The organism is Thermosynechococcus sp. HY596 (assembly GCF_030518715.1).
Lineage (GTDB): Bacteria > Cyanobacteriota > Cyanobacteriia > Thermosynechococcales > Thermosynechococcaceae > Thermosynechococcus.
Map to the genome: position 1 here is coordinate 925,521 of NZ_CP130346.1, position 24,686 is coordinate 950,206.

At 53.6% G+C, this 24,686-nt stretch carries 21 protein-coding genes and 2 pseudogenes; 8 read left to right on the forward strand and 15 right to left on the reverse strand.

Annotated elements, in window-relative coordinates; translation table 11 throughout:
• Window positions 1-37 precede the first annotated feature (37 nt).
• The 4 genes from QYC28_RS04700 to QYC28_RS04715 all read left to right on the forward strand — a co-directional run bounded on the left by QYC28_RS04700 (window position 38) and on the right by QYC28_RS04715 (window position 6,689).
• Window positions 38-2,185, forward strand: coding sequence for a polyribonucleotide nucleotidyltransferase (locus tag QYC28_RS04700; protein ID WP_149818643.1), 2,148 nt, complete (start codon window positions 38-40; stop codon window positions 2,183-2,185).
• A 12-nt stretch (window positions 2,186-2,197) separates the two neighbouring features.
• On the forward strand, window positions 2,198-4,381 hold the full coding sequence (glyS, locus tag QYC28_RS04705; protein ID WP_302679923.1) for a glycine--tRNA ligase subunit beta: 2,184 nt from the start codon (window positions 2,198-2,200) through the stop codon (window positions 4,379-4,381).
• 144 nt (window positions 4,382-4,525) lie between these two features.
• On the forward strand, window positions 4,526-5,413 hold the full coding sequence (locus tag QYC28_RS04710) for a hypothetical protein (RefSeq protein WP_302679924.1): 888 nt from the start codon (window positions 4,526-4,528) through the stop codon (window positions 5,411-5,413).
• A gap of 112 nt (window positions 5,414-5,525) precedes the next feature.
• A complete protein-coding gene (locus QYC28_RS04715; protein ID WP_149818647.1) occupies window positions 5,526-6,689 on the forward strand; it encodes a GuaB3 family IMP dehydrogenase-related protein in 1,164 nt (387 codons plus the stop codon).
• On the opposite strand, the gene QYC28_RS04720 is transcribed toward QYC28_RS04715, so the two are convergent.
• The 9 genes and pseudogenes from QYC28_RS04720 to QYC28_RS04755 form a co-directional block, all read right to left on the reverse strand.
• A complete protein-coding gene (locus QYC28_RS04720; protein ID WP_226972014.1) occupies window positions 6,686-7,402 on the reverse strand; it encodes a C40 family peptidase in 717 nt (238 codons plus the stop codon). The two genes, QYC28_RS04715 and QYC28_RS04720, sit on opposite strands and share 4 nt — an antisense overlap.
• Before the next feature lie 127 nt (window positions 7,403-7,529).
• Window positions 7,530-7,812, reverse strand: a pseudogene (locus tag QYC28_RS13165) (type II toxin-antitoxin system VapC family toxin).
• 89 nt (window positions 7,813-7,901) lie between these two features.
• A complete protein-coding gene (locus tag QYC28_RS04725; protein WP_190278229.1) occupies window positions 7,902-8,156 on the reverse strand; it encodes a type II toxin-antitoxin system Phd/YefM family antitoxin in 255 nt (84 codons plus the stop codon).
• A 226-nt stretch (window positions 8,157-8,382) separates the two neighbouring features.
• Window positions 8,383-9,360 carry a linear amide C-N hydrolase gene (locus QYC28_RS04730; protein WP_149818649.1) on the reverse strand — a complete coding sequence of 326 codons (978 nt, stop codon included), beginning with the start codon at window positions 9,358-9,360 and terminating at the stop codon, window positions 8,383-8,385.
• Between the two features lie 7 nt (window positions 9,361-9,367).
• On the reverse strand, window positions 9,368-10,093 hold the full coding sequence (gene purQ / locus QYC28_RS04735; protein ID WP_149818651.1) for a phosphoribosylformylglycinamidine synthase subunit PurQ: 726 nt from the start codon (window positions 10,091-10,093) through the stop codon (window positions 9,368-9,370).
• The gene (locus QYC28_RS04740; RefSeq protein WP_302679925.1) at window positions 10,090-10,695 is read right to left on the reverse strand and encodes a hypothetical protein; all 606 of its coding nucleotides are present in this window, start codon (window positions 10,693-10,695) and stop codon (window positions 10,090-10,092) included. Before QYC28_RS04740 ends, purQ begins: the two co-directional genes overlap by 4 nt.
• A gap of 5 nt (window positions 10,696-10,700) precedes the next feature.
• The gene (gene purS / locus QYC28_RS04745) at window positions 10,701-10,970 is read right to left on the reverse strand and encodes a phosphoribosylformylglycinamidine synthase subunit PurS (RefSeq protein WP_149818656.1); all 270 of its coding nucleotides are present in this window, start codon (window positions 10,968-10,970) and stop codon (window positions 10,701-10,703) included.
• Between the two features lie 3 nt (window positions 10,971-10,973).
• Window positions 10,974-11,933 carry an SPFH domain-containing protein gene (locus QYC28_RS04750; protein ID WP_302679926.1) on the reverse strand — a complete coding sequence of 320 codons (960 nt, stop codon included), beginning with the start codon at window positions 11,931-11,933 and terminating at the stop codon, window positions 10,974-10,976.
• A 187-nt stretch (window positions 11,934-12,120) separates the two neighbouring features.
• On the reverse strand, window positions 12,121-13,134 hold the full coding sequence (locus QYC28_RS04755) for a transposase (protein ID WP_399375214.1): 1,014 nt from the start codon (window positions 13,132-13,134) through the stop codon (window positions 12,121-12,123).
• A gap of 516 nt (window positions 13,135-13,650) precedes the next feature.
• On the opposite strand from QYC28_RS04755, the pseudogene QYC28_RS04760 reads away from it, so the two are divergent.
• A pseudogene (locus tag QYC28_RS04760) lies at window positions 13,651-14,498 on the forward strand (IS630 family transposase).
• A 53-nt stretch (window positions 14,499-14,551) separates the two neighbouring features.
• Here the strand turns inward: QYC28_RS04760 and QYC28_RS04765 are convergent.
• The 4 genes from QYC28_RS04765 to QYC28_RS04780 all read right to left on the reverse strand — a co-directional run bounded on the left by QYC28_RS04765 (window position 14,552) and on the right by QYC28_RS04780 (window position 19,296).
• Entirely contained in the window at window positions 14,552-15,859 is a 1,308-nt protein-coding gene (locus tag QYC28_RS04765; protein ID WP_302679927.1) for an aminopeptidase P N-terminal domain-containing protein, read from the reverse strand.
• A 428-nt stretch (window positions 15,860-16,287) separates the two neighbouring features.
• Entirely contained in the window at window positions 16,288-17,352 is a 1,065-nt protein-coding gene (gene cobD, locus QYC28_RS04770; protein WP_149818663.1) for a threonine-phosphate decarboxylase CobD, read from the reverse strand.
• 5 nt (window positions 17,353-17,357) lie between these two features.
• A complete protein-coding gene (locus tag QYC28_RS04775; RefSeq protein WP_190278230.1) occupies window positions 17,358-17,684 on the reverse strand; it encodes an HU family DNA-binding protein in 327 nt (108 codons plus the stop codon).
• Window positions 17,685-18,093: 409 nt separating this feature from the next.
• On the reverse strand, window positions 18,094-19,296 hold the full coding sequence (locus QYC28_RS04780; RefSeq protein ID WP_149818667.1) for a phosphoglycerate kinase: 1,203 nt from the start codon (window positions 19,294-19,296) through the stop codon (window positions 18,094-18,096).
• 154 nt (window positions 19,297-19,450) lie between these two features.
• Here QYC28_RS04780 and QYC28_RS04785 point away from each other — a divergent pair, with 154 nt between their 5' ends.
• Together QYC28_RS04785 and QYC28_RS04790 are read left to right on the forward strand one after the other, a co-directional pair.
• The gene (locus QYC28_RS04785; protein ID WP_149818669.1) at window positions 19,451-19,840 is read left to right on the forward strand and encodes a universal stress protein; all 390 of its coding nucleotides are present in this window, start codon (window positions 19,451-19,453) and stop codon (window positions 19,838-19,840) included.
• 114 nt (window positions 19,841-19,954) lie between these two features.
• Window positions 19,955-22,513: a DUF3536 domain-containing protein gene (locus QYC28_RS04790; protein WP_302679928.1), complete on the forward strand. Its 2,559-nt coding sequence runs from the start codon at window positions 19,955-19,957 to the stop codon at window positions 22,511-22,513.
• Here the strand turns inward: QYC28_RS04790 and QYC28_RS04795 are convergent.
• The gene (locus QYC28_RS04795; protein ID WP_302679929.1) at window positions 22,510-23,094 is read right to left on the reverse strand and encodes a Uma2 family endonuclease; all 585 of its coding nucleotides are present in this window, start codon (window positions 23,092-23,094) and stop codon (window positions 22,510-22,512) included. The genes QYC28_RS04790 and QYC28_RS04795 overlap by 4 nt on opposite strands.
• Before the next feature lie 141 nt (window positions 23,095-23,235).
• Between QYC28_RS04795 and QYC28_RS04800 the strand changes: the two genes are divergently transcribed.
• Window positions 23,236-23,970: a DUF2993 domain-containing protein gene (locus tag QYC28_RS04800; RefSeq protein WP_149818673.1), complete on the forward strand. Its 735-nt coding sequence runs from the start codon at window positions 23,236-23,238 to the stop codon at window positions 23,968-23,970.
• Here the strand turns inward: QYC28_RS04800 and QYC28_RS04805 are convergent.
• Window positions 23,920-24,612: a phosphoribosylanthranilate isomerase gene (locus tag QYC28_RS04805; RefSeq protein ID WP_302679930.1), complete on the reverse strand. Its 693-nt coding sequence runs from the start codon at window positions 24,610-24,612 to the stop codon at window positions 23,920-23,922. The two genes, QYC28_RS04800 and QYC28_RS04805, sit on opposite strands and share 51 nt — an antisense overlap.
• Window positions 24,613-24,686: the final 74 nt, after the last annotated feature.

Here is a 24,686-nt window from a genome sequence, read left to right on the forward strand (position 1 = left end):
GAGAAAGGAATAGGAAGAAGGACAAAATAGAACGCCAATGAAGGGTCTAGAAAAGATTATCCCCCTAGATGGACGGGATATTAAGGTAGTATTGCAAAAATTTGCCCCCCAAGCGGCCGGTTCCATTCTCATTAGTTCGGGGGAAACAGCTGTCCTAGTGACGGCAAATCGTGCCGCTGCTCGCGAAGGCATTGATTTTTTACCCCTTGTGGTGGATTACGAAGAGCGCCTCTATGCCGCTGGGCGGATTCCCGGCGGTTTTTTACGGCGTGAGGGTCGTCCCCCCGAAAAAGCGATTCTTATTGGTCGCCTGATTGACCGGCCGCTGCGCCCCCTCTTTCCCCAATGGTTGCGCGATGATCTGCAAGTAGTAGCCACGACGGTTTCCTTGGATGAAAATGTTCCCCCCGATGTATTGGCGGTAACGGGAGCCTCGATCGCTGTCCTCTTAGCGCAAATTCCCTTTAATGGTCCAATGGCAGCAGTGCGGGTGGGCCTTGTGGGGGATGAGTTTATTATCAACCCCACCTACAAAGAAATTGAGCGCGGTGGCTTAGATCTGGTCGTGGCCGGGTCTCCCGATGGCGTGGTGATGGTGGAAGCCGGTGCCAATGAGCTGCCCGAAGCCGACATGATTGAAGCCATTGACTTTGGCTATGAGGTCATCCAAGACCTGATTCAAGCGCAGCGGCATCTCCTCAAGGAACTGGGTCTTGATATCGTCAAAGTGGAACCGCCGGCGATCGACCCCACCTTGGAAAACTTCATCTACGATCGCGCCGTTGAACCGGTCAAAGCCATTCTCAAACGCTTTGAAAAGGACAAAAATGTTCGCGATGCTGCCCTCGATGAGGTGCAAGGGGCGATCGCCCAAGACATTGCGGCTCTGCCCGAAGATCACCCAGTGGCTGTGGCGGCAGCGGAAAACCCCAAAGCCCTGCCTACCCTCTTTAAGGCCGTGACGAAAAAACTCATGCGGCAGCAGATTATTGAAGAAGGGGTGCGAGTGGATGGCCGCCGTCTCGATGAAGTGCGCCCCATTTGGTGTGAGGTGGGGGTTCTGCCAGAGCGGGTTCATGGTAGTGCCCTCTTTAATCGCGGCTTGACGCAGGTGATGTCTGTAACCACCCTCGGTTCTCCTGCTGATGCCCAAGCCCTTGATGATCTGCATCCCGAGGACAGCAAACGTTATCTGCACCACTACAACTTTCCCCCCTACTCTGTGGGTGAAGTCAAACCCCTGCGATCGCCCGGGCGGCGGGAAATTGGCCATGGTGCCCTCGCCGAGCGTGCCCTCGAACCGGTCATTCCTCCCAAAGAGGAGTTTCCCTATGTGATTCGCGTCGTGTCGGAGGTGCTCTCTTCCGATGGTTCTACCTCCATGGGATCCGTTTGTGGTTCCACCCTCTCCTTGATGGATGCCGGGGTACCGATCCGTAAACCCGTCAGTGGGGCGGCCATGGGGCTGATCAAGGAGGGCAATGAGGTGCGCATCCTCACCGACATTCAGGGGATTGAAGACTTCCTTGGCGACATGGATTTCAAGGTGGCCGGCACCGATAGCGGCATTACCGCCCTGCAAATGGACATGAAAATTACTGGCTTGCCGATGTCGGTGATCAAACAGGCAATCGAACAGGCACGTCCGGCACGGCTCCATATCCTTGAGAAAATGCTGGCGGTGCTGGACAAACCCCGTCCCCAACTGCCCCCCAGTGCGCCACGACTGCTGACGTTGCAAATTCCCCCCGATATGATTGGCCTTGTCATTGGTCCCGGGGGTAAAACCGTGCGCGGTATCTCTGAGCAATACAACGTCAAGGTGGACATTAGTGAAGAAGGGCTGGTCACCATTACTGCCCCCAATGAAACCAACGCCAAGCAAGCCCGGGCGGCCATTGAGGGTCTGACGCGAAAGCTCAACGCCGGTGATGTCTATCTGGGTAAGGTGACGCGGATTATTCCCATCGGTGCTTTTGTCGAGTTTCTCCCCGGCAAGGAGGGGATGATCCACATTTCCCAGTTGGCGGAATATCGCGTCGGCAAAGTTGAGGACGAAGTGAAAATTGGCGATGAAATTGTGGTCAAAATTCGTGAGGTGGACAGCAAAGGCCGCATTAACCTGACCCGCCTTGGTATTCATCCCGACGAGGCCGAAGCCGCCCGCAGTAGCTCCGTTGTCTAGCCCATGGTCACCATGCCCAAGTCATCACCGCATACGTTCCTCTTGGAGGTGGGAACCGAGGATCTCCCCGCCCGCTTTGTCAGTAGTGCCCTGCGCCAGTGGCACACCCTGATTCCCCAAACCCTCAAGGAACAGGGACTGGAGGGGGAAGTCAAAGTCTGGGCAACCCCGCGCCGCTTAGCCGTACTGATTGAGGGGTTACCGCCCCAGCAACCCGATCAAGCAATTGAAATCAAAGGGCCAGCGGCCAGCGTGGCCTTTCGGGAGGGGGAACCTACCCCTGCCCTATTGGGGTTCCTGCGATCGCGCCAAGGTCGTCTTGAGGAAATTGAAATCCGTCCCACGGAAAAAGGGGAGGTGGTCTATCTCAAGCAAGTTCGCCCCGGCCAACCGACGCCCCAACGATTGACCGAGTTGGCACCACAGTGGATTGCCGCCCTTGAGGGTGCCCGCTTCATGCGCTGGGGGGATGGGGATTTGCGGTTTTCGCGTCCCATTCGCTGGCTAGTGCTGCTGTGGGAGGATCAGGTGCTGCCCTTGGTCTTGGAGAGCCATTCCGTGCGCATTGCCAGCGATCGCACCACCTATGGCCATCGCGTCCTTTCTCAAGGGGCTATTGTCCTCAAGCATGCCCAAGACTATGAAGCTGCCCTTGAAACGGCGGGAGTCTTGGTGGATCCAGAGGTTCGCCAGCAACGGATTCGCGAGCAAATTGCTGCCCTTGCTGCGGAAGCGGGGGGATGGGTGGATTTAGCGGTGCCCCTTTTGGAGGAAGTCACCCACCTCGTGGAATGGCCAACGGCGGTTTTGGGAAGTTTTGAAGCACGGTTTCTGGCCCTGCCCCTTGAGGTGATTACCACCGTATTGGTGTCCCATCAGCGGTATTTTCCCGTGTACACCGATGCCACTCGCCAAGCGCTGCTCCCTGTATTCATCACGATTAGCAATGGCGACCCTGCGGCCACCCCCTTGATTCGTGCTGGGAATGAGCGGGTGATTCGTGCTCGCCTAGCGGATGCCGAGTTCTTCTACAAGGTGGATACGGCACAGCCCCTAGAGCACTATCGTGACAAACTAGCCACGGTTACCTTCCAAGATGAATTGGGATCCATGGCCGACAAAGTGGAACGGCTAACCGCACTAGCTCGCCAAATTGCCACCGCCTTAAATTGTGCGGCTGCGGACGTTGCTGCCATTGAACGCACGGCCTGCCTGTGTAAAGCGGATCTAGTAACGCAGATGGTGGGGGAATTTCCGGAACTGCAGGGCTACATGGGGCAAGTGTATGCCACGGTCTCCGGGGAAGCGCCAGCGGTGGCCACGGGGATTTTTGAACATTATCTGCCGCGTTTTGCGGGCGATCGCCCGCCCCAAAGTCTCACGGGTCAGGTGGTGGGACTCGCCGATCGCTTGGATACTCTAGTCTGCCTCTTTGGTATCGGCCTGTGTCCCACGGGGTCATCAGATCCCTTTGCCCTACGGCGGGCTGCCAATGCCGTGATCACCATTCTCTGGCAGGGGGAACATCACTTGGATCTCCTCGCTCTGCTACAGGAGTCTGCCCAAGCCTTTTGTCGCCAATTTGCCGCCAAGCTCAGTGCCGCTGACTTAGAGCAGGAACTGCAGCAGTTTTTTAGCCAACGGCTGCGAACCTTACTGCAAGAAGAACTCGGCATTGAGTATGACTTGGTGAATGCCGTCATTCCAGAGGATCAGGCGGAGTTGCAGACTCGTGCCCTTAGGGATGTGGTTGATGCCCGCGATCGCGCCCAATTTCTCCAAAAACTGCGCCAATCCGGTGAACTCATGGCCATTTACCCCACCGTCAATCGTGCCGCGCGTTTGGCACGTCAGGGCACCCTAGGAACAGACTGCCTGAATATCCGCGCTGTCAAGGCCAAGCACCTCGCAGCCCCCATTGAAAAGGAATTCTATGCCGCTCTCAAGGACCTCTTGCCAAGGGTGCAACAGGCGCAGGGGCAGCGTGCCTATGGGGAAATTGTGGCTGCTTTAGTCTCCCTTGCCCCCATTGTCAGTCGCTTCTTCGATGGCGAGGAAAGTGTCCTAGTGATGGCAGAGGATGCAGCCGTGCGTGCCAATCGCTTAGCGCTCCTTGGTCTGTTGCGCAATTGTGCAGCCATTATTGGCGATTTTGGGGCGATCGTCCAAATCGAGAGCGTTGCATCCAGCTCATAGTTCTCACAACTTTTGGCAGGAACAAAAGTGTTGCTTAGCTCACAGCGGCAACGCATAATTGAGAGTACCCCAATTGAGAATTGCCGTGGCCTGTTCATCTGAACAGGCGCTCAGTTGGTGTTTAGCCTGTTTGCGAGAATTACCATGACTGCTGAACCCCCGGCCAAGCGCCCCCGCGCCAAGAAGACCCCAGCGACTCCGCCAACGCCTTTCCCTGAGTTAGAAACCAAATCTCGCCCAGAAATTCTCGGTGTTGCGGCAGCGGGTAGCTCACCGCCCAAGGTCAATACTGCTCCTGAAGAAGCGATTTCTGAGCAAGAAGATCTTCCTTCCCGTCTCCAGCCGATCCCACCCCCCAGTGAACGGATGCAATATCGGGCGATCGGGGTTGTACGCGGTCGCTATGTACCCGCTTCGGAGGCGGAGTTCAACCGCGGGGTGATGATGACCGAGGATGGCGTGGAAATTGAAACCGTCCTCTTGGGGCAGGTGATGAACCTGATTAAAAAATATCTCGACCTGAATGAACCCCACCTCTGGGTGGTCTATCCCCGCACCCGCGACGTTGACAAAGAAGCGGTGAAACTGCACCTGCAAATTGTGGGCGTATGGGAACCGGAGCGCCTGCAACAGGCCAATGCCACAGCAGCGGATCCCGGCGTCAATGACGGCTACTTTTCTGTACGCGGAGAAGTGATCTTCAACTCCCAAGAAAAGAACTTTGTCGTCGTTAAAATTCAACAGTTGCCGCGTCGGCGAGGGGAAAAACCCAAAGCCTTCAAATTGAAACTAGTGGGAACGGTACCCATGAAGTCGCCGGGCTACTTTTGGGACTTTCAAGTGCAGCGACAGGGAACCAGTCTAGTAGTTCAGGAGGCAACCACCGTCGGTATCCTGCCCCCCCGCAAAATCAAGAAGCCCAAGAAAGCCAAGGCACGGCCAGCCCGTCCCCAGCGCCCTCAGCGTCCTAGTTCGCCGCGTCCGACCTCCTTTCGCCCGGTTCGGCGATCGCCCAACCCACCATTGAACTAGCGCCAAGGCATGGCTTGTCGAGGTGTTGTAAATTTTTGTAAATTTGTTGCACTGCCAACAACAACTTAGACACCGTACTTGATCATTTAGCCCACCTACTGCGAGGAACACCATGACGATTCAACTAGGGGGACATCGCACCGCCCGTCGCGCCTACGGTATTGATGAAATTGCCCTTGTCCCCGGCAACCGCACCCTTGATCCCCAACTGGCCGATACCCGCTGGCGCATTGGTACCATTGAACGGGAAATTCCGATTATTGCCAGTGCCATGGATGGGGTCGTGGATGTCACGATGGCCGTCAAACTCAGCCAAATGGGGGCACTGGGTGTCCTCAACCTTGAGGGAATTCAAACCCGCTACGAAGATCCAGCACCGATTCTCGAACGCATTGCCAGCGTCAGTGTTGATGAATTTGTGCCCCTGATGCAGCAGTTGTATGCCCAGCCGATTCAGCCCCACCTCATTGAAAAACGCATTCAAGAAATCAAATCCCAAGGGGGGATTGCTGCCGTCAGTTTAACCCCAGCGGGAGCCAGTCGTTTTGGCGATGTTGTGGCAGCGGCAGGGGCCGATTTGCTCTTTGTCCAAGCCACGGTTGTCTCACCGGCTCACCTTGCCCCTGAGGGGACAGACCCCTTAGACCTTGCTGCTTTTTGTGAGCGGATGCCAATGCCCGTCATTTTGGGGAATTGCGTCACCTATGAGGTGGCCCTCAGTCTTATGCACTGTGGTGCGGCAGCAATTCTAGTGGGGATTGGGCCGGGGGCAGCCTGTACTTCTCGGGGTGTGCTTGGGGTGGGGGTGCCTCAAGTCACGGCGATCGCCGACTGTGCCGCCGCGCGGGAAGCCTACTTTGAAGAAACGCAGCGCTATGTGCCTGTGATTGCCGATGGCGGCTTAGTTACCGGTGGCGATGTCTGCAAGTGTATTGCCTGTGGGGCTGATGCGGTGATGATGGGATCCCCCTTTGCCCGTGCCAAAGAAGCCCCCGGTCGCGGTTATCACTGGGGTATGGCCACGCCTAGTCCGGTGCTGCCTCGGGGGACGCGCATTCATGTCGGCACCACTGGCACCCTTGAGCAGATTCTGCGGGGACCCGCTCAGTTGGACGATGGTACCCATAACTTCCTTGGGGCATTGCAAACCAGCATGGGCACCCTTGGCGCCAAGGATCTGCGGGAAATGCAACAGGTGGAGATCGTCATTGCTCCTTCCCTCCTCACGGAAGGCAAGGTCTATCAAAAAGCGCAAAAACTGGGGATGGGTCGCTAGCCGAGGGGCAGATAGCTATAGTCAATGCGGCCACCGCCGCGAAACTGCTGCCGATAGGCGATGCTGACGGGATCCTCACTGGCGTAGAGGGTATCAATGCCAATACCATTGCGGCCATATTCTTTGCCAGAGCTATGGATATACTCTCCCTGCCCCAGATAGAGACCCACATGGGTCGCCTTTTCACGGGTACCAAAAAAGACGAGATCACCCCGCTGAAGCTGGGGTAAGGTTTCCTCAATGGAGTTGCTTCCTAGGGGCGTGGCAAAAGCCTCCTGCTGATAGGCATCCCGCGGCAGCCAAATGCCTTGATGGGCAAAACTAGCCTGTATCAAGCCAGAGCAATCGTAGTTGGGGGCAACGGTTCCGCCCCAGAGGTATGCATGGGGAACCCGCTGTGCCGCCAAGCAAAAGGCAATCACCTCCTCAAGGACAGCCTCAATATAGGCGCGATCGCGGGTAATGGGTTGATAGGGCTGAGTGGCGGGTGTGAGATGGCGGTAATCCTGTGGATCCAGCCAGCCCCAGTATTCATCCTCAGCAAGTTGCACGTAGGTACGTTCAGCCCCCAAAGCAGGTGCCCAGAGCAAGCGTCCTGCTGCCCCTTGGGTCGCCAAGCGATCGCCCGTGGGGGCGTCGTAGAGGTTCACCATGGCCGTGAGTTGATAAAGCTGCATTACCGTCTGATGGTTTAGAGAATAATGACTTTGCATTTGAGTTGCCCCTCTTTTTGCTTATAGCGGGTCAGTAGCATGGTTTGAAGGCTTCAAAACTCTACGTATGTAATTTCTTTTTCTTAAGGTGACCGAAGAGGGGTATCAGTGAAGTTGGGCTGTACTGCTACATGACATCGACTGAGTAGGCACGGATTGCTGTATCCACTGTCGCAATGGTCAAACCGTTTTGTAATGCTTGACAGATGAGCATTCTGTCAAACGGATCGCGATGCAAGGGTGGCAGTTTAGCCAGTTGAATTACACTATTTTCATCAAGACCAAGGCTGTCAATACTCAGATAAACCTCATTGTCTGGATCACGAAATTATATCCCGAAGATCCGTGGATAACTGAATATCACCACTAATGAACCATAAGAAAATATGCGTATCTAACAAAATTCTCATTTACAGCTCTTTTCAAAAGAATTGAACTTACCTAGGAAAGTTAAAGCTCCTCTATGACAGGGTTACAGCCTCTCGATGACCCCCATATTTTAGAAAAGGGCTGTACCCTCGAATGCGTTGAGCAGCTCTTCCGGCAAAGGAGCGTCGAAATCATCTGGAACGGTAAACTCGCCCGCACATAAACCAAATGGTCGCAATTGCTTACTCTTGCCAATAGGTTTAAGAGGTTTAAGTTCAGCAATCAGCTGTTTAGATCTAAAAATAATAAGGGTCTCACCTGCCTCTACTTGATCCAGATACTTGAGAGGATCACGCTGAATCTCATCAACCGTTACATTCAACATCGGCTTGCCTCAACACAACTTGATATATGCATCAAAATCCAAAGCAGTGAAACATTTCAAGGCTTCTCTTCCCCTCTTTAGTGATTCCAAGTACAGGTCGCAATGCTCATCAACGAACTAAAGGCTGGGTAGAGCGGCTCTTGGGGTATTCATAGCTTTCTCAATACTCTGCTACTTTATTTTAATTTCTTTCTCTTGAGGCGACTAAAAAGAGGTCAGCTACAGTTCAATAGGGGGCAGCTACAACGGGAGCAAACTGTGCCGCCACATCCCCCACCAACTCAGGATGGTTCGGATCTAGCATCATCACCGGTGCCTCAGGGTGTAACTCAAACTTCTCTAAGGGAAACCAGAGGATGTTGGGCGCTGTGGTTAGCTCAAAAACGTAATAGCGGTGGGTTAAATCCATAACGGTGCGGTATTCAGTGTTGTAGAGACTTCCCGGCACTTTATTGGGGGCACCAAAGGGCACAGAGACATTGCGGGCGATCGCTAACACACTGGCGATCGCTTCCCGTTGATTGCGGGGTTCGGGCAGCACCTGCAAGAAATAATCAGCCCGCACAAAGCGATGGCTGGGATCCACATTCCCCGGCAGCGGTGTTTGGCGTGTGGCATTGGTGAAATCAAACTGGGCACGGTAGGCCAACTGCTCATCATAGGGGGGATCGTTGGTCATGATTTGATACTGGCGTCCATGGTGGATAACCAGTTCACCGTTGAGATATTCCAAAATGGCCGAGTCGCCACTGGCATCCGCGATCGCTACATGAACCGTGCTGGCAAAGCCCTGTACCGTGATCATCACTGGTTGAATCTGAGCCATGAGGTCAAGGGCTTCCTGCACTGTTGCCGCATTATCCAGCAGGTATTGCCCCCAGAGTCCGGCGTGTACCCCCTGCTTTTGTGGATGCCGTGTGCCAAAGTCCGTTGCTGTCAAATAGAGCAGATGCACTGCCAAGCCCTGTTCATTGAAGCCATCGACGGTTCCCAAGCCGTACATACTGACAACGGCACTGCCATAGCGGGACTGCCAACGGGCGGGGTTTGCCATTTCAAGAGCAGCGGTGCCCAGATGATTGCCCTGACGCTGAAGCCCACGCGGAAAAATGATTAGCTTTGGTTCAGTGGTGGTGGGCCAGTCCATGGTTCGCGCCACAAAGACCCCTAGGGCATTGGTATGCCAGAGAATGCGAGTACACATGGAACCCTCAACAGCAAACGGCGGCATTCAAGAGGGACTTAAATAACTGCAAGCCGTCTAAAGTATGGTCACTGGGGGAGTGGCTCAAGGCGGGGTCAGCGGCGCGCTCAGGGTGGGGCATCATGCCTAACACATTGCCAGCAGCATTGCAAATACCGGCGATATTGTTGAGCGAACCATTGGGATTACTCTCAGGGGTGACATTCCCTTGGGCATCGGCATAGCGAAAGAGGACTTGGCGGTTGGCTTCCAGTTCAGCGAGGGTGGCGGCATCGGCGTAGTAGCAGCCCTCACCGTGGGCAATGGGCAAGCGAATCACCGTTTTATCGCCATAGGCCTGTAGCCACGGGCGTTCCTTGGCTTCTAGGCGCAAATACACGCGATCGCAAATAAAATGCAAGTCCCGATTGCGCACTAGAGCACCGGGGAGCAGTTTGGCCTCGGTCAGGATTTGAAACCCATTACAAATGCCCAGCACCCATTTGCCAGCGGCGGCATGGTCTTTGACGGCAGCCATAATTGGTGAGAAGCGGGCGATCGCCCCACAGCGCAAATAATCACCAAAACTGAAGCCCCCTGGTAGCACAATCAAATCATAGTCACTCAGATGGGTCTCTTCGTGCCACAGCAGTTGCGTTCGCCATTGGAGAATTTCACTCGTGACGTAGGCCACATCGCGATCGCAATTGGATCCGGGAAAAACGACAATCCCCACGTTTAGGGCATGACTCACAGCAATCCATCCATCACGTCAGTAATCGGCTTTAACTTGGCTGGGGCATGGAGTAGCTCAATATCCCGTAGCCAGACCACACCGTGTCCCATGAATTCCACCCCAATTTTAATCAAGCCGGGGGTCTGGGGTTCTGGTTTGAGGTGAAAAGGCACTTCGCACAGGTGCCAGTCGCGATCGCCCACGAGGGAAACCGTGCGCGAAAATGTCCAACCAAAGGGTTGACTGCGGCTGAGGAAGAGTTGTCCCCCCTCAGGCAATGCTCCGGTTTTCACTAAGGCACGGCACAGGAGCAATTGATCGCCCCCTTGGGCAGAGGGCACTTCCAACCAGAGGTGGGCTTCCGGGAGTTCAAAGAGGGGAATCGTTTGCGGCCAGTGGGACTCCAGATACCAAGCGGCGCCTTCAACCCTGAGACCAGAGCCAGCAATAGGCTGATCCACACCCGCCCGAAAAAGGGCAATGCGTTGGAACGGGGCTGCAGGTTCCGGTACCTGCAGCAAGGGGGCAAGGGTCTCCGCCAAGGACTCTAATCCCGATTCAATCCCAGCCTTGATGCCCGCCTCGATACTGGCTAATAGATCATCCCACCAGTTGAACATCGTGCCTATCCTGCGGCAGTTGCCAGCTCCTGCAATTCAATGCGAAAGGTTTCAATCACGGGGTTGGCCAACAGTTGATCGGCAATGTGGGTGAGTTGTGCCTCGGCAGTGGCGCGATCGCTGGCCTCTAGAGTGAGTTCCACCAGTTTGCCAATGCGCACCGCTTGCACATTGGTATAGCCCAGATGATGAATCCCCGCCTGTACCGCGACGCCTGCGGGATCTAACACCGATGGTCGCAGCGTAACAAAAACCTGTGCCTGAAATTGTGCCATGGACTATACCTCGCGGGGGGACTGCTCGATCAGGGACTTCACACCCTCAATCGTTGCCGGGATACTGCTGGGATCCATAAATAGTACTTTACTGCTATCACTATGGCCAATGGTGCGTCCCATATCTAAATAGCCCTGAGCAAGGAGAAACTGGAGCGCTTCCTTGGCCTTGGGATCTTCGCGCAGTGCTGCGGCAATAATTTTCATTGCTTCTGCAGTTCCTTGGGCACGCAAAATCTGATCTTGGCGCTCAGCTTGGGCACGCAACACCACCACTTTTTGTTCTGCTTCCGCTGCCAGAATAGCGGCTTTTTGTTCGGCCTCGGCGGCTAACACTTGAGCTTCCGCTTTACCTCGAGCCGAGTTGATCGCTGCTTCCCGCTCCCCTTCAGAGGTGAGAATTGCAGCCCGTTTTTTGCGCTCCGCAGACATTTGCAGTTCCATTGAGTCTTGAACCGCCTTCGAGGGGGCAATATCCCGCAGTTCCACACGGGTCACCTTCACCCCCCACGGATCTGTAGCAATATCGAGATCCCGCAGGAGATTCTCATTCACCTGAGTACGAGCGGTAAAGGTTTCATCCAGCTCTAGCTTCCCCATTTCTGCTCGAATCTGCGTTTGCACCAGATTCACCATTGCCATCTTCAGGTTTTCCACCTTGTAGTAGGCGCGCTCCATATCAATAATCCGCCAGTAAACAACGGCATCCACCGTAATCGTCACATTGTCACGGGTGATACACTGCTGCGGCGGAATATCTAAGACCTTTTCCCGAGTCGTTTGCTCAAAGACCACGCGATCAAGGAGCGGCACTGTAAAATTTAGCCCCGGTTCCAAGCGACGGCTATAGCTGCCTAACCGCTCCACCAAGGCCATATTGCCCTGATTGACAATGCGCACAGAGCTACCAATAGCCCAGCCCCCAAACCCCAGTAGAAACAGCAGGCCAAAGAGTTCACCCATAGTTTCCGTTCCCGAATCAGTTCACTACTACTCTAGGAGCTGGCGGTCTAGGTTGGGCTACAGCAGCGGCTAATTCATAATTTGTTACTCGCCTTTAGCTGACCTAGGAGTGCTGATTCTGGCACCATGGAGCAAGGATTTTGGTTAATACCCAGAAGTGTTGAATCCTGCAACAAAACTTAACATTTTAAGTGACCAGTAGCTCTGGCTGCCAATCAAAGCTCCAATGCACTATCGAGCAGCGACGACTGAGTTCCAGTTGCAAATATCGCAATTTGTCTAATAGCTTCTTCCCAAAGTATTCAGGTATCTCCACCAGCTCTAAAATTAAATAGGCAATTAAAACCATATAAATCTGATTTATCACCCCGTTCAAACTCTTCGTAATCAACTTGTCTAATGATAAATGCATCTTCAGAAATTTCCATAGGTTCTCAATCGCCCACCGCTGCCGATATAACTCACTCACTTCCTCATCACTCAGCTCCTTTAGATTTGTCGCTATACGAAACTCCGTTTGATTCTCGTCAAAAAATTGAACCACGCGATATCTCTCATGATTGAGCTTCATTCTCATGTTATTCTTGATACGTACAACAAATGAGCACTTCCTCTCACTTAGTCGCTCTAAAAATTGCCAGCTCGCAAACCCTCTATCCATGATTACAACAGCATTCTCAGAGATCATTTCTAGAATCTCCTCTTGAAAGCTCAAGTCATGTCTCTCCCCAAAAGAAATCACCGCTTTACCTATGATGTTCTCTGTTAAATCAAATCCCGTAATTAACTTCACTTGATGATATTTATAGAACCAAAAGAGTTTACTGGTCAGGGTAATGATGGTTGAATCGATAGGAAACAGCGTCATGCTTGAAGTACGATGTCTCTTTTGAGCTTGAGACATCAGTTGAGTGTAAATCCCCTCAAATAAGCTGGTTGTCCGAGTTTTGTTGGCTTTGGAAAACGTGGACATATCCACTGTAATCCCTGCATGATTCAAGCGATAAAATAAGGCTCTCATACTGGTTAACCCTTGGTCGAGAACGTAGGTCAACCAGATTTTGAAGAACAATTGAGAGTTCAGCACGGGGTAGTCACAGGGGCTGAGCCGATTGAGAATGGACTTGACAAGAGTTGCAAAAGATGCCATAGTATAGTAAGTTGATTGTTTTCTTCTTCTTTTAAAGGAAGAATATGACATTTCTTCCCTTTTTTCTAGCCTCTCAAACTATCTTTCAACACTTCTGAACCAAATGCTATTATTCTTTTTCTACTTCGCTTGACGACAGGGGAAGGTGTGCCGTTTCTCTTCATTACACGATTAGTGCCTTTTGCGATACTTCTCGGTATTGTCCTCTACGATGTCGATACGATAAATTGATGCCACTGCCAGCACCGCCTAGCGCTCATATTCAAGTTAAACCTTGGCATAACAGGCTTCCGTGCGAGGATTTCTACCGAGAAGTTGCCAGTACCGCAGGTGGGTTCCAAGAAAGGCGAGTTAATGCGTTCGGTTTCTGGCTGGACTAAATCTAGCATAGCCTGCACGATGTGCTGGGGGGTGAGTACTTCACCATGGTCAGCAACGCGGCGTTTGGATTTGACAGTTTTTTCCACGGGGACTTGCTGTCAAGGACTATAGCCATTTCGAAAGGAGATGAGATATTTTCAAGAGGGATAAGCTATACTCAAAGAGTCATGAATGTTACTCAAGAATATGAGCTATAGCTTGGACTTACGAGAGCGGGTTGTCTCCTATATCAAGCAAGGTGGCAAAATCAGTGAAGCGACTCAAATTTTTCAGGTGAGCCGCGCCACTATCCATCGCTGGCTGAAGCGAGACGACTTAGCCCCCACAGTTGTCCCCCGTCGTCCTTGGAAGCTGGATTGGGCGGCCTTAGCAGCCGATGTTGCTGCCCATCCCGATGACCGTTTAATCGACCGTGCCCAGCGATTTGGCGTTCAAGTTTCCACCATTAGTTATGCCCTCGCCCAGATGGGCATCACCCGAAAAAAAAACAGATGCGTTACCAAGAACGGTGTGAAGAAGAGCGGCAAGCGTATCAACAGCAGCTCGACACATGGGTAGAGAGCCATGGGGAGGAAACGGTAGTCTATATCGATGAGACGGGGTTTGACTCTCGAGTAGAGTGTGAGTATGGGTGGTCAGCGCGAGGCGAACGAATTGATGGAGAGCGAGCGGGGAAGCGTCAGAAAAGAGAGAGTTTAGTCGCAGGACGGTATAGACACCAGAAAGACTTCATCGCCCCAATGCTGTTTTGCGGATACTTGAATGCGGTAGGGTTTGTGAGCTGGCTGAGTCAGTACTGTTTGCCGGCATTAAAGAGACCTTCGTTGTTGATTATGGATAATGCACCGATTCATCCGAAAGGGGCGATTCAGGAAGCGGTCAAAGCGGCGGGTCACGAGGTGTTATTTTTACCGAAATACTCTCCTGATTTGAATGTAATTGAGCACGACTTCAGTGCGCTGAAGCGAGCGCGGATGTATGCAGGGTCAAACAGTTCGATTGATGAGGTGATTCGCAAGTATTGTGCTGGATAATATCTCATTCTTGATTGGAATAGCTATAAATGAGGAGGACTTCCTGCTCTCTATTATTTGGGCGCCGCTGCTGTCAGTACTTCGTGCCCCTCGGTGGTGACTAAGACATCGTCTTCAATGCGCACGCCAATACCGCGCCAGCGATCGCCAATCTCAGGTTGACCCTCAGCAGGAGTTGCTTCGGGGTGAATATAGATTCCCGGCTCCACTGTCAGCACTTGACCCGGTTGCAGCGTGACCCATGTTTCTTTGTTGTGCTTGTAAAGACCGACATCATGGACATCGAGACCCAGCCAGTGACCGGTGCCATGCATAAAGAAGGTGCGATATTTCTGGGTATTGTTCTCTTTGCCTTCGTTGATCAGATCGTCAATCGCTCCCCGCAGCAGGCCAAGGTCAACCAGACCCTCAACGATCACCCGCACAGCCGCATCGTGAATTTGGTTGTAGGTATTCCCCGGTTGCACCTGCTCAATGGCCGCCTTTTGGGCAGCAAGCACAATCTCATAAATGGCTCTTTGCTCGCCACTGAACTGGCCACTGACAGGGAAAGTGCGGGTGATATCAGCGTTGTAGTAGCGATAGGCACAACCTGCATCAATCAACAGCAGGTCACCGGCTAGCATTTGGCGTTGGTTGGCTGTGTAGTGGAGCACACAGCTATTGGGCCCTGAAGCCACAATGGAAGGGTAGGCCGGGCCATCGCCCCCCCGTAGGCGAAAGAGATGCTCCATCTCCGCCTGAATTTCATATTCCCAGCGTCCGGGGGCAGCCACTTCGCGGGCACGCTGATGGGCTTCGACAGTGATGGCGATCGCTTGGCGCATCAAGGCCAATTCTGCTGCTGATTTAATTTGCCGCATCGGTGCCAAGAGAATACTGGGATCGGCGATCGCCCGCGGCCCTGTGCCCCGCTTGGGTAGGGTTGCTAAAAGCTGTTGATAGTGCTTGAGAATCAGTTGATTAAAGCGCTCATGGTGACCAAAGTGGTAGTAGAGGGGGTCGCCGGTTTCCAGATAGCGCGGCAGGTGCTGCTCTAGCTCACCAATGGGATACACCGCATCGGCGCCTAATTGCTCCTTGGCTGCTTCTACCCCAAGGCGTGCCCCTGTCCAGATCTCTTGGCTGAGATCCTTGGGCTGCACAAAGAGAACATAGCGATGCTCACTGTGGTTGGGCGCAAAAACAGCAACGGCCTCTGGCTCATTAAAGCCCGTGAGGTAATAAAAGTTACTTTCTTGGCGAAAGTTGTAGTCCACATCATTGTGCATGATGGCGCGCGGGGCACTACAGAAAACAGCGACACCCGTGCCCAATTTCTCTAAAAACTGCTGCTGTCGTTGCTGGTACTCTGTTTTCATCGCGCCTTGAAAAGTGGGTCAACCCTTGGGAATGATGACCCTGAAGTGGTTTGGTGGGGGCGGAGGGACTTGAACCCTCACGACTTGTTTAAGGTCAACGGATTTTCATCCTCCTGCCGCTTTCGCGACCACCCCTTGGGTGTTGAGGATTGGACTCTCCCTTTACCCGCGTAGAGGATCTACGGTAGGGTAGCTCCCGTCGAGTCTCTGCACCTTCCGTTTCTGGAGGAATGATCCATGGGAAACGGCTTGGCTCAGGATTGCCCTATTTGCCCTATGGACAAACGTAGGTTTCCCTGAATTTGAGAGCATTCACTTAATAGATTTCTCTACTAAGGCTCAATTGCTTAAGTCCGCAGCGTCTACCATTCCGCCACGCCCCCTTCAGTACCGCTACTATACCACCTTGGCTTTGGGGGATGCAATTCCTACCGGCGTTGGTAATAAGCCCGCAAACCCTCGAGGAGCCGCTGATTTTCGCTGTCACGGCGCACCGCCACTCGGAAGTAGGAAGCGCCCAATTCGGGAAAGCTGCAACAATCGCGAATCAAAATGTGATGCTGCTGGAGGAGGTAGGTTTGCAGGGGCAAAATGGTGTCCGTTGCTTGCAGGAGTAGAAAGTTTGCCTTGCTCTCGGTCACCACCTTCAGTTCGGGCATATTATTTAAGGCCGCCGCAAAGGCATGACGCGCTGGCGGTAACCATGCCCAAGTCTGTTCCTGAAAGGGGCGATCGCCCAAAGCTGTGACACCGGCAATGATTGCCAAGCAATTCACACTCCAGGGATCGCGCCACGATCGCCAGCGTTGCCAACGTTCTGGAGCCGACACCCCATAGCCGAGACGCAGACCCGCCAGACCATAGAACTTCGTCAGCGATCGCAGGATGATTAAATTGGGGTACTCAGGTACAGCCGCGATGAGAGACTCGCTCGCCGCCGGCGGCAAAAAGTCCATAAAGGCTTCATCCACGACCACTAAGGCACCCGTCTCTAGCAAGGGCTGGAGCTGATTCCGCGACCAGAGCTGTCCACTGGGGTTATGGGGATTGTTAATGAGGATGGCATCTTCAGGGGTTAGGGCAGGCGCGATCGCCCCAAAGCCGCTTTGCACCTGGGCTAGGGGAATCGGCACAATTGGGCAAGCAAAAGCCGCCAGTGCCCGCCGGTAGTCAGCAAAGGCAGGAGTAATAAGATAAATCTGCTGGCGATCGCCACACTCGCGACCTACCCAAGTCAATAACTCCGCCGCGCCGTTGCCCACCAAAAAATAATCCTTCGGTAGTTGATGCAGGGCGGCAAGGGCATCCACCAAGGGACGGCAATCGGGATCGGGATAGTCACGAATCGTGGGCAGCGCCGCCTGAAGGGCGGCTATCACTGAGTCAGGAGGTCCCCAGGGGTTGAGACTGGCGGAGAAATCCAAAATCGCATCGGGAGCACAGCCAGCGATCGCTGCCGCCCAAGCTAAATTGCCACCGTGGCGGGGGGGCATTCAGACTATTTTTTCTTGCCCTTGGCCGCCGGTTCAGGAGCCGCCGGCGGTGCAACTTTTTCTTTGAAAAGTTTCCCTGCTGAAAAGGCGGGAACGGTAGTTGCTGGGATTTGCATTTTTTCTTTGGTTTTCGGGTTGCGTCCTTCACGGGCTTTGCGCTCCCGCGGTTCAAAGGCACCAAAGCCCACTAGTGTCACTTTTTCTCCCTTGGCCACGGCCTCCATGATTTCCTCAACGGTGGCTGAGATAATGGCCTCAACTTGCTTTTTGGTGACGTTGTTGGTGCTATGGGCACGACTAAACACAGCATCCACGAGTTCAGCTTTATTCATGGGGATCACTCCACAGAAACATTAAAGGTTGTTAATTGAGGAACAAATGGGTGAAAGGCACGAAACCCTTGCCTCTGCTTGCTTTCAAGCCTCATTCTAGAATAGCCAGACCCCAACTGGAACCCTGAAACCTTTAAGATATGTGGTTTTCAGCCACTTTTATCCATTAGAAATTTCTCAAACCCTTGATTCATCAGTCTTTTAGCCTATTCCATCCTCTTTGCAGGGATAGTTTGGGGCAGTGACAGTTGTTAGAAAAATTAACAAATCACGGTGTCCCAAGGTCTGAATATCGCCCCAGAGAACAAAAAAGCCCCATGGCTGAGACGATGGGGCATTCACAAATTTCATGAATTTAATGCTTGGATTCGGAGGATTTGATCACAGCGTATTGGCGATGATCTATCCCCTAGGCATCATCCAAGGCGGCAATACCAGGAAGTTCTTTGCCTTCGAGGAGTTCAAGGCTGGCGCCACCACCGGTGGAGATGTGGCTCATGCGATCGGCAACGCCCACTTTTTCCACAGCAGCTACGGAATCGCCACCGCCAATAATCGTGGAGACGCCCTCACTGGTGAGGTCAGCCAAACAGCGGGCGATCGCCTCCGTGCCCTTAGCAAATTGATCAAACTCAAACACCCCCATTGGGCCATTCCAGATCACTGTTTTGCAATCCTTGAGCGCCTCTTGAAAGCGCTTGACGGAAGCAGGCCCAATATCCAGACCCATCCAGCCATCGGGAATCGCTTCGATACTGACCACTTGACTATTGGCATCGGCGGCAAAGTTATCCGCCACCACGACATCTGTGGGCAAGAGCAACTCCACCCCTTTTTCTTGGGCTTTGGCTTCGAGGTGTTTGGCTAGCTCCAACTTGTCTTCTTCCACCAAGGATTTGCCCACATTCAGCCCCCGCGCTTTGTAGAAGGTGAAGATCATGCCGCCGCCGATCAGCAATTTATCCACTTTTTCTAAAAGGGCTTCAATCACGCCAATTTTAGAAGAGACTTTCGATCCCCCCACAATCGCAGCCAAGGGACGGCGGGGATGCTCAATGGCGTTTTGGAGATATTCCAGTTCTTTCTCAATCAAAAAGCCCGCCACGCAGGGACTGAGGTATTGCGTCACCCCAGCAGTTGAGGCATGGGCGCGGTGCGCAGTGCCAAAGGCATCGTTGACATAGACTTCTGCACAGGCCGCCAGTTGCTTGGCAAATTCAGGATCATTTTTTTCTTCCCCCGGATGGAAGCGCACATTCTCGAGGAGACAGACATCCCCATTGGCCATTGCTTGGGTATGGGCCACCACGGCATCACCAATGCAGTCATCGAGCTTGGCCACGGGTTTGTGGAGCAGTTCCGAGAGCCGCTGAGCCACAGGAGTGAGGCGCAGTTTATCATCCACACCCTTGGGACGGCCAAAGTGGCTGACAAGAATCACCTTGGCACCTTTGCTGATCAGGTCTTGAATGGTGGGCAGTGCGGCGCGGATGCGAGTATCGTCAGTGATGACGCCATTCTCATCGACGGGAACGTTAAAATCCACCCGCACGAGGACACGCTTTCCTTCTAAGTCGGCAGCCGATAACTGCGCTACAGATTTTTTAGACACGCTAGAGCCTCCTAAATGCGTTAAAACATGGATGATAGTACTAGGGGCATAACAATCCCAGCCAGCGATGGAGTGACCCGTTACAGAACCCTCACCTGACCCTCATTCTACCCAAGGGCGTGCCCTTCCACTTGACTCCAATGAGGTGAACTCTATGTTCAAAACCATTCTTTTTCCCATTGACCGTAGCCGTGACACCCAAGAAGCCATACCTACCGTGGTGGAGATGGTGAAGTTGTTTCAGAGTCAGTTGTTTTTGCTATCAGTGGAGGAAAGCCCTGAACCGGATGCGGAATTAGAAGCAGCGATTACAGAATTTTTGAATCGTGCTAAGGAGGCCTTTGCCCAACACGCGATTGCGGCGGAAACTTTGCTACGGCGCGGCAAACCGGCCTTTGTGATCTGTGATGTGGCCGATGAGATCAATGCCAGTTTGATTATTATGGGTTGCCGAGGAACGGGCCTGACCCCAGAGGGGTTTCAAGAAAGTGTCAGCAACCGCGTGATTAATTTGGCGCCCTGTCCGGTCTTGGTGGTGCCCTAGGCGCTGCGTAACTGAATCTTGCGGAGGTTAAAGTTTCCTCACAGGCGGCCTAGCCCTTGGGGCGATCGCCGATGATCTAAGGAAAGTGAATGTGTTGTCTTGTGGTTGATCTGCATGCTGAATCCAACAGATGTGACGCCGACCGTGTTTTCCCCTGCTGCTGATCAACTGCAAGCCCTTGGGGTGTACGTAACCATCCATGGCCATTTCTATCAGCCCCCCCGCGAAAATCCCTACCTCAATGCCATTGAACACCAACCCAGTGCCCAGCCGTTCCACGATTGGAATGAGCGTATTTACTACGAGTGCTATCGCCCCAATGCCTTTGCGCGGATTCTCAACGATCGCGGTGAGGTCATTGATATTGTCAATAACTTTGAATACCTCAGCTTTAATATCGGTCCGACGCTCTTTAGTTGGCTCGAACGCTACGATCTTGAGGTCTATCAGCGCATTATTGAGGCTGATCGCCACAGTTGTCAGCGCTTCAATGGCCACGGCAACGCGATCGCCCAAGTCTATAACCACATGATTTTGCCCTTGGCCAACTACCGCGACAAACTCACGCAAATTCGGTGGGGCAAGGCGGACTTTCGGCGGCGGTTTGGCCGCGAACCGGAGGGGATGTGGCTGGCGGAAACGGCCATTGACTATGAAACCGTAGCCGCCCTGATTCAAGAGGGGATTCGCTTTACGATTTTGGCGCCTTCCCAAGCCCAACGCTGTCGTCCCATTCTCGCTGACGGTGAAAGCGAGTGGATTGAAGTCAGTGGCAGCCAAATTGATCCGACCCGTCCCTATCGCTGCTATTTGCCGGAGGGCGATCGCCAGCGGGATTACCTCGACATTTTCTTCTACGATGGCCCCATTTCACGGGACATGGGCTTTAGTGACCTGCTCAGTAGCTCGCAGTTTCTAGTAGGACGCCTAGGGCAGGCCGTACGCGGCGATCATCGCCCCAGTCAAATCATTGCCGTTGCCACTGATGGGGAAACCTTTGGCCATCACAAGTATGGCGGTGAAAAAGCCCTCGCCTATGCCTTTAAGGTAGAAATTCCCCGTCGAGGCTGGCAGATCACTAACTTTGCCTACTACCTCAGCCTGTTCCCGCCCACATGGGAGGTGGAACTCAAACCCGTCACGGCGTGGAGTTGTGCCCATGGCGTGGATCGCTGGCAGGACAATTGTGGTTGCGGTGGCGGAGGCGAGTGGCAGCAACTGTGGCGACGCCCCTTGCGGGAGGCGCTGAACTGGCTGCGGGATGAGCTAATTGACATTTATGAAACGCTTGGGGGCGAGCTATTTCAGGATGTTTGGGCTGCCCGCGATGCCTATATTCAGGTGCTGGGCGATCGCGCCTCGGAGACCCTGCATCGTTTTTTGGCACATCACCAACGCCGCCCCCTGAGTCAAAGCGAGCAAATTGATGCCCTGCGTCTGCTGGAGATGCAGCACCATGCCCTGCTGATGTTTACCAGTTGTGGCTGGTTCTTTGATGAACTCTCGCGGCCTGAGGGGGTACAAATTCTCCGCTATGCGGCACGGGCGATCGAACTGGCGGGAGATGTGGCAGGGGTGCAGTTGGAACCGGAGTTTATTGAGCGTCTGGCCGCTGCCCCCAGCAATGTGCCCCAGTTTGGCAATGGGGCAGCAGTCTATCACCAGTTGGTGAAAACGGCTCAAATTAGCTTGCAGCAGGTGGCCGCCCACTATGCTATGAGTTCCCTCTTTAACAGCTACCCCCGCCAACACCAGCTCTACTGCTATGAGATCGAGCAGGGGGATTATCATCTCCAACGCATGGGCAGCCTGACCTTGGCGATCGGCCAGATTCAACTCACCTCGACGATGACAACCGAGTCCCAACTGCTGATCTTTGCTGTCTTGCACTTGGGGGGCTGGGATTTCCACTGTGGGATTCAACCCTTCCAAGGGCGGCGGGAATATAGCCAGATCAAGACCCATCTCCTGCAAGCCTTCCAACAGGGGAGTGCAGCACGGGTGGTGGTGGCAATTACGGAACGCTTTGGGGGGGTAGCCTACAGCTTGGATGATCTCTTTGCTGAGGAACGACACCGTCTCATGGGGGTGCTGGCGCGGGAAACCCTTACGCGCTTGGATCAGCTTTATACCCAAGTCTATCGCGATAACTACGGTATCCTGATGGGGTTTCAGCGGGATGGCCTGAGTGTGCCCCAAGAATTGCAAGTCGCGGCAGCGGTGGCGTTGACCCATCGTGCCATTAGCCATTTGCGGGGTTTAGAGCAAGACCTGAGCGATCTCAGTGATTTGCCCTTGGCGGATCTACAAAACCATTTAGCAGAATTGGCGGCGATCGCCCGTGAAGCACGGTTGTTGGGTTGTCACCTTAGCCTTCAAGAGCAACAGCGACTCCTTGAGCAGCAAATTAGCACTGGATTGCGTTATCTTGCCCACCACCTCGACAGTGACACCCTTGGCCAGTTGAGTCCCCTGCTGCAGGACTTGATCACCATTGGCGATGCCTTAGGTTTGAACCTGAATCTGGATCGGGCACAGGAACAGCTTTATACCCTGATGGGTGAACTGCGGCAGAAGGGCAGGCACCTCAGCGAGGGCGATCGGCGGCACCTACAAACCTTAGCTATCCGCCTCAAGGTTGATCCCCAACTATTGGTTGCCCTCTCTTCCTAGGGAAGAATCTCCGTTAAATCCAGCACGAATCCAGGGAGCAGGTCTTCCCCAGAGAGGTGCCGAGGGGCGATCGCGACTTCAGGGGGTATTTGAGAACGGTAGATTTCTACCCGTTGATTTTGCGGGTCAATCAGCCAGCCTAGGTGCAAACCATTGTCCAGATATTCGCGCATTTTGGCTGCGAGTGGCCGCAGATCATCACTGCGCAGCTCAATCACAAAATCGGGACAAAGCGGTACAAATCCTTGCCGTTGTTCGGCGGTCAAGGCGTGCCAGCGATCGCTTGGAATCCAAGCAACATCGGGACTGCGAATGGCGCCATTGGGCAGCTTAAATCCCGTCGAGGAGTCAAAGGCAACGCCCAATCGGGATTGCTGATTCCAGAGGTACAGTTGAACAGCTATTTGAAGATTGCGCCTGCCGGTTTCTCCACCTGTGGGGGGCATAATGATTAATTCTCCACGGGGCGATCGCCCCAGCCGCAGATCAGGGTTTTGGCGGCAAATTGCGGCAAACTGCTCATCGGTTAGTTCCAGCACCGGTTGTAGGGCGATCGTCAGCATGGCTGAGCAGCCTCTCATCGCGTTTCCACTACCCCAGTTCTAGCAAATTAGGAAAGTTGCCTCTGGCCAGACCAAACCTACGTCCAGTTTCGTTAAAATCAGCGAACTAGCCCCATAGGCTGGCCTAGGTATCACCCAAAAAGTGTGTGAGGAGTACGTATGTCGTTAACGTCGCCAGAAATGGCTGAGGCATTTGGTGCCGCTTCTGAACGCGGACTAATTCCCCGAGTCTTGCAACCGGCGTTGCACTGGTGGTTATCTGCGCAGTTGGAGCAGGCAACAGGCTTGGAAATTCAAATTCAAGGGGGCGATCGCCAGATTTTGCGGGGATACTTACCCCACGTGCGCATTGCCGCAGCAAGAGCCAGTTATCGCGGTATTCAATTGCGCCAAGCAGCCGTCCAAGCGGAACAGATTCAGATTAATCTAGGACAAGTGTTGCGAGGCAAACCCCTAAAACTCTTGGCACCAGTGCCGGTACGCGGGGAACTAATTCTCAACCAAGCCGATCTCAACGCCTCTTTGGGGGCGCCGCTCCTGCAATCCGGCCTACGGGAACTGCTGAAATTGCTCGATCAGCGCGGCTTGGGCAAAGCAGGGGTCAATCTGCAAGAGTGGCAATTGCGGCGTACGCAGGCAGAATTGGGTGCTGGGTGCCTCAAACTGGTGTTCTCGATGGTGAATGCCCAAGGGGAGCAGGCGGATTGGCATTTGATGACCCAGGTGCGCTTGCAGGATGAGCGAACCCTCTGCTTAGAAAAGGTGCATTGGCAAGGGGAAGGTGACCCTCATCCCACGGTGGCCATTGATTTGGGTGAGGGGGTGGCCATTCAGGAGTTGCGGCTAGAAACGGGTGCCCTCAGGGTGCAGGGAATGATTTGCATTTATCCCTAGGTTGCTCAGCAACGCTGCTACGCGTCCTAAATCCTTGATTCCCGGTTGGCTTTCCACACCACTGGCTAGGTCAATCCCTTGGGGTTGGGTTTGGGCGATCGCCTGCCGACAATTTTCGGGCGTAATACCCCCCGCCAGCCACCAAGGGCAAGGAACGTGTAACGCTTTGAGGAGCGTCCAGTCAAAGGGCTGTCCCGTGCCTCCCAACTGCTGCGGATGGTAAGCATCCAAAAGAATACGATCCACAATCGGGGCGTAGGCGGGAATCTCAGCGAGGCTGGCTGCCGATCGCACCCGCAGGGCTTTGATCAACACAATATTAGGGAAAGTATGGCGCACCTGTTGGCAAAACTCGGGCGATTCGCTGCCATGAAGCTGTAGTGCCTGTACCCCTGTGGTTGTGACTAAGTGGGCTAATACTGCTAAATCGAGATTGGCAACCACGGCAACAGTCAGCACTGAGGGGGGCAACTGCCGACAAATCTCGGCAATGGTTGCTGCGGGGACATAGCGGGGGGAATGGGGCACGGTAATAAACCCCAGGGCACTGACGCCCATTTGGGCGATCGCGATCGCCTGTTCGGGTAGAGTCAAGCCACAAATTTTGACAGTAATTTTGGCAGGGACAGTTGAGTTAAGCATTTGTAACGAGATGCACCATTTTGTAAAGAACTAGCGGTGGGCGATCAGGCCGTTCCGTATAATTCATGGGCAAT